This window comes from Actinomyces polynesiensis, from assembly GCF_000820725.1.
GTDB lineage: Bacteria > Actinomycetota > Actinomycetes > Actinomycetales > Actinomycetaceae > Pauljensenia > Pauljensenia polynesiensis.
In genome coordinates, this window is record NZ_CCXH01000253.1 from 1 (window position 1) to 4865 (window position 4865).

Genomic DNA, 4865 nt, shown 5'->3' on the forward strand with positions numbered 1-4865 from the left:
AGCTGGCAGGTGCGCTGTCACGGCGCAGGTGGGCGCTCGGTCGGCTGGCGCTGCCGGTGCTGGGCTCGGCGGCGCTGCTCGCGCTGGGCGGGGCGTGCACGGGGGCGATGCGGGGGGCCGCGGTCCACGACCCCGGCGAGGTGTGGCGTCTCGCCCTGGACGCCCTCGCCTACTGGCCCGCCGTCATGGTCCTCGTCGGCGCGGTGGTCCTCGTCTTCGGGTGGTGGCCCCGTGCGGCGACGGTGTCCACCTGGGTCCTGCTCGCCGCCGTGTGGCTCGTCGAGATGGTGGGGGACACCTCCCACCTGCCCACGCGGGTCCTCGACGCCACGCCCTTCAGGGCCACACCCCCACTGCCGGCCGGGACGATGTCCTGGACGCCGCTGGTCGTCATGACCGGGATCGCCGCGGCACTCGTCGTCCTGGGGGTCGGGCGCTTCGAACGGCGCGACATCCGCACCGAGTGAGGGCCGGGCGCGCACCCCGGGGTGCGGTGGGGGTCGGGAACTCCCCGCCCCCGGGGGCGGGCCCTACTCCACGAACCCGCGGCCGGGGGCACCCGGGACGGTGTCGCGGGTACCGCCGTGCTCCCGGGAGGGACGCGAGCGCAGGATGAGCGTCAGGAGGATGGCGAGGGAGATGACCACGACCCCCACGTGGACCACCGGCACGTCGATGCCGTCCCAGGTCGCGTGCAGGAGCACCGCCAGGAGGTAGCAGCCCACGAAGTCCCGCACCGCGTGACGGACGGGCGGCGTCGCACCGATGCGCCACAGAGCCCACACGGTCAGTCCCGTCCACGCGACGTGGCTGGCGGGGGAGAGGAGACCGCGCAGCAGCAGGGTCCCGTCCACCTCGGCCATGTTCCCACGGCTCTCGATGAGGGCGCTCAGCCCGTACCCCATCGTCTCCAGCACCGCGAACCCCGCGCCTGAGGCGATGCCGACCACGATGCCCATGCCACGCGTGCGCCTGCGCGCGACCAGCAGCACCAGGAGCGGGACCAGGAGCTTCGCCGCCTCCTCGATGGCCCCGACCCCGAGCATGCCCAGCCAGGGCAGGGACTTCAGGGTGCGGTACTCGAGGAGCCCGGCGGTCGTGGTGCCGATCACACCCCCCGCGATGGCGGTGAAGGCGAGGACCGCGCCGCTGCCGGGCGCCGGACGGTCGGTGGCGTAGGCGAGCATGAGGACCGACAGTGGCACCGTGACCGCGCCGACGAGGAGCAACGTGGGGAAGAGGTTGATGTTGTCCGTGGAGACCATCACCAACAGGACCACGACGTAGGTGATGACACCCACGACCAGGACGAGGGGCGAGCCGTACCGCGTGTACCACGGCAGTCCGGGCGATGGGGTGGGGAGGGGATCGGTCTGTGTCATGGTCGACTCCTGGAGAAGACTGGATCGGTGGGAGCAGCCGTCGTCTCGGCGCCAGCCTATTCCCGGTGGCCGCCCCGGTGGGAGCACCTACACTGGTGAGCCGCGCGCACCCGGCATCCGGCCGGTCGCGTCCTGGAGGTCCCCCATGAGTGATCACCCCGCCTTCTTCGGCGACGCCGACGACCCCACCGAGGGGCCGACGGCGACGAACCGGTTCGAGCAGGCCGCAGCGGCCGCCTCGCGGGCCGGGGAGGACGGACACCGGGGAGGCATTCCCGCCGACCTCATCCCCTACCTGGACGAGGCCGACGCCCCCGACGAGGACGAGGAGGAGGCGTCGGCCGCAGCGGAGTCCGCTGCCGACGCCGAGGAGGCCGAGCGCACCGAGGCGCTGCGTCGCCTCGTCGAGCACTCGCTCCTGCTGGGCCCCGACCCCTCCATCCTGGCCGAGATCGAGGGGGAGGACCCGGACGGGGACATCTGGGACGACGAGGACGGCACCGGCGACGGGGAGACCCCGGTCGGCGGGCGGACCGCACACGACTCCGCCCTCGACGCCGCGGAGCGTGACGTCGCGCTCGACGCGCGTGTCGCCCGGATCTACCGCGACATCGTCGCCCGCACACCCGAGCACAAGGTCCAGCCCTCCACCTCCCGCGTCGAGGCGGTCCTCGACATCCTCGGAGACCCCCAGGACGCCTACCCCTCCGTCCACATCACGGGCACGAACGGCAAGACCTCCACCGCGCGGATGGTGGACTCCCTGCTCTCGGCCCTGGGCATGAAGGTCGGACGCTTCACCTCCCCCCACCTCCAGGACGTGCGCGAACGCATCTCGTTGGAGGGTGAGCCCATCTCGCGGGAGGGGTTCATCGCCGCCTGGGAGGACGTGGCCCCCTACATCGACATGGTCGACCGGCGCTCCCTCGACGAGGGCGGACCCCGACTGTCCTTCTTCGAGGTCTTCACCGTCATGGCCTTCGCGGCCTTCGCCGACCACCCCGTCGACGCGGCCGTCGTCGAGGTCGGCATGGGCGGCCTGTGGGACGCCACCAATGTCATGGACGGGGACGTGGCCGTCATCATGCCCATCGACCTCGACCACCAGAAGTGGCTGGGGTCCACGGTGGAGGAGATCGCCCGTGAGAAGGCCGGCATCATCAAGCCCCACCAGACCGTCGTCATCGCCCGGCAGCCCGGGGCCGCCCTGGAGGTGCTCCTGGAGCGCGCCCGCGAGGTCGATGCCGTGGTTCGCCTGGAGGACGTCGACTTCGAGGTCGTCGACCGGCAGATGGGGGTCGGGGGCCAGATGGTCACGATCCGCACCCCCGCAGCGGTCTACGAGGACGTCTTCGTACCGCTGCTCGGCGAGCACCAGGCCCACAACGCCGCCGCGGCCCTCACCGCCACGGAGGCGTTCATGGGGGGACGGGAGCTCGACGGACGCATCGTCGAGGAGGGGCTCATGAAGGCGACCTCCCCGGGACGTCTCCAGGTCGTGCGCACCTCCCCGACGGTGGTCGTCGATGCCGCGCACAACCCGGCGGGTGCGCGGACCCTGCGCGATGCACTGGAGGAGACCTTCGCCTTCTCCCATGTCGTCGGCGTGTTCTCGGCCATGGCCGACAAGGACGTGGAGGGCATGCTCTCCGAAGTCGAGCCCGTGCTCGACCACCTGGTCGTCACCGCGATGGACTCGGAGCGGGCGATGGGGGTCGAGGACCTGCGCCGCATCGCGGAGGACGTCTTCGGCCCGGACCGGGTGGACGTGCGCGAGGACCTCGCCGATGCGGTGGACCGCGCCGTCGAGTTGACGGAGGAGACCCTGGACCCCTCCGCCACCACCGGCATCGTGGTCTTCGGCTCGATCGTCCTGGCGGGGGAGGCGACGACGCTCCTCGGACCACGCTCCTGAGCGGATGGGTGCGATGTCCGCCGCGACGTGCACGGACACCCAGCCCGGGAGGGGGCGACAGACGGCTGCCGGGGTGGCACCATTGGGGAGTGGCACCCCTCAGTTGTCCGCACTGGTTGCAAGGAGGCACCCATGAAGAAGCTGGTCAACGACGTCCATGACGTCGTCCGAGAGTCCCTCGAGGGTTTCGCCCTCGTCCACGCCGACCTGGTCGACGTGCACTTCGATCCCGACTACGTGACCCGCCACCAGCCGAAGGCCCCCGGGAAGGTCGGCATCGTCTCGGGAGGCGGCTCCGGGCACGAGCCCCTCCACGCCGGCTTCGTCGGCACCGGAATGCTCGACGCCGCCGTCCCAGGACCGGTCTTCACCTCGCCCACCCCCGACCCGATCCTCGAGGCCACCAAGGCCTCCGACCACGGCGCGGGTGTCCTCCACATCGTCAAGAACTACACCGGCGACGTGCTGAACTTCGAGACCGCCGCGGAGATGGCCGAGATGGAGGACATCGAGGTCACCAGCGTGGTCGTCGACGACGACGTCGCGGTCGAGGACTCGCTCTACACGGCCGGTCGGCGTGGGGTGGCGGGAACCGTCCTGGTGGAGAAGATCGCGGGTGCTGCGGCCGAGCGCGGTGACGACCTCGCCACCGTCACGGAGATCGCCACCACCGTCAACACCCAGATGCGGTCCATGGGCCTCGCCCTCGGCCCGTGCACCGTCCCGCACGCCGGCAAGCCGTCCTTCGACCTCGCCGAGGACGAGATCGAGCTGGGGATCGGCATCCACGGCGAGCCGGGCTACCGGCGCGGACACATGGAGCCCGCCGACGTGCTCACCGAGGAGCTGTACACGAAGGTGCGCGACGACCTCGCCCTGGCCGAGGGGGAACGGGTCATCACCCTCGTCAACGGCATGGGTGGGACCCCCGAGTCCGAGCTCTACATCGTCCACCGCCGTCTCGCGCAGCTGCTGGCGGCGGACGGTGTGACGATCGAGCGTTCACTCGTGGGCAACTACGTGACGAGCCTGGAGATGCCCGGCGTCTCCATCACGCTGCTGCGGGTCTCCGACGACCTGCTGGACCTGTTCGACGCGCCGGTGGACACCCCGGCCTGGAAGTGAGGACACCGATGGCCATCGACGCCGCCTGGGCACTGCGCTGGATCGCTGCGAGCCAGCAGGTCCTGTCGGAGAACCGTGAGCACCTCATCGACCTCGACCGCCAGATCGGGGACGGCGACCACGGGGAGAACATGGACCGTGGGTTCACCGCGGCCGAGAAGGCCCTCACGGGGGAACCACCCCAGGACGTACCGGGTGTGCTCAAGGTGGTCGCCAAGACCCTGATGTCCACCGTCGGTGGTGCGGCGGGTCCGCTCTACGGGACCGCGTTCCTGCGGGCCGCCAAGGCCTGCCCCGACGGCCCCCTCGACTCCGCGGCGGTCGTCGCGATGCTCGCGGGGGGACTCGAGGGCATCCAGGCCCGCGGGAAGGCGGAGCCCGGGGACAAGACGATGGTGGACGCCTGGACACCGGCCGTGGAGGCCGCGAGGGCGGCCGCGGAG

General features: G+C 71.5%; 5 protein-coding genes. 4 read left to right on the plus strand and 1 reads right to left on the minus strand.

All coding sequences use genetic code 11. The annotated features are described in order from the left end of the window. Positions 1 to 467, plus strand: a 467-nt coding sequence (locus tag TA90_RS15230) for an ABC transporter permease (RefSeq protein ID WP_043536394.1), incomplete at its 5' end; no start/stop codon positions are given. Positions 468 to 530: 63 nt separating this feature from the next. On the opposite strand, the gene TA90_RS10855 is transcribed toward TA90_RS15230, so the two are convergent. Further along, positions 531 to 1382, minus strand: coding sequence for a PrsW family intramembrane metalloprotease (locus TA90_RS10855; RefSeq protein ID WP_082031647.1), 852 nt, complete (start codon positions 1380 to 1382; stop codon positions 531 to 533). A 145-nt stretch (positions 1383 to 1527) separates the two neighbouring features. Here TA90_RS10855 and TA90_RS10860 point away from each other — a divergent pair, with 145 nt between their 5' ends. The 3 genes from TA90_RS10860 to dhaL all read left to right on the plus strand — a co-directional run. Beyond that, positions 1528 to 3297, plus strand: a complete 1770-nt coding sequence (locus TA90_RS10860; RefSeq protein WP_082031648.1) for a bifunctional folylpolyglutamate synthase/dihydrofolate synthase — start codon at positions 1528 to 1530, stop codon at positions 3295 to 3297. Positions 3298 to 3429: 132 nt separating this feature from the next. Further along, on the plus strand, positions 3430 to 4422 hold the full coding sequence (dhaK, locus tag TA90_RS10865) for a dihydroxyacetone kinase subunit DhaK (protein WP_043536396.1): 993 nt from the start codon (positions 3430 to 3432) through the stop codon (positions 4420 to 4422). A gap of 8 nt (positions 4423 to 4430) precedes the next feature. Continuing rightward, a partial coding sequence (gene dhaL, locus TA90_RS10870; protein ID WP_043536398.1) for a dihydroxyacetone kinase subunit DhaL occupies positions 4431 to 4865 on the plus strand: 435 nt, incomplete at its 3' end.

What these genes read in the sequence shown, in the direction of transcription:
- TA90_RS10855 (WP_082031647.1), bottom strand. Translation starts at nt 1,382, where the DNA reads ATGACACAGACCGATCCCCTCCCCACCCCATCGCCCGGACTGCCGTGG.
- TA90_RS10860 (WP_082031648.1), top strand. Translation starts at nt 1,528, where the DNA reads ATGAGTGATCACCCCGCCTTCTTCGGCGACGCCGACGACCCCACCGAG.
- dhaK (WP_043536396.1), top strand. Translation starts at nt 3,430, where the DNA reads ATGAAGAAGCTGGTCAACGACGTCCATGACGTCGTCCGAGAGTCCCTC.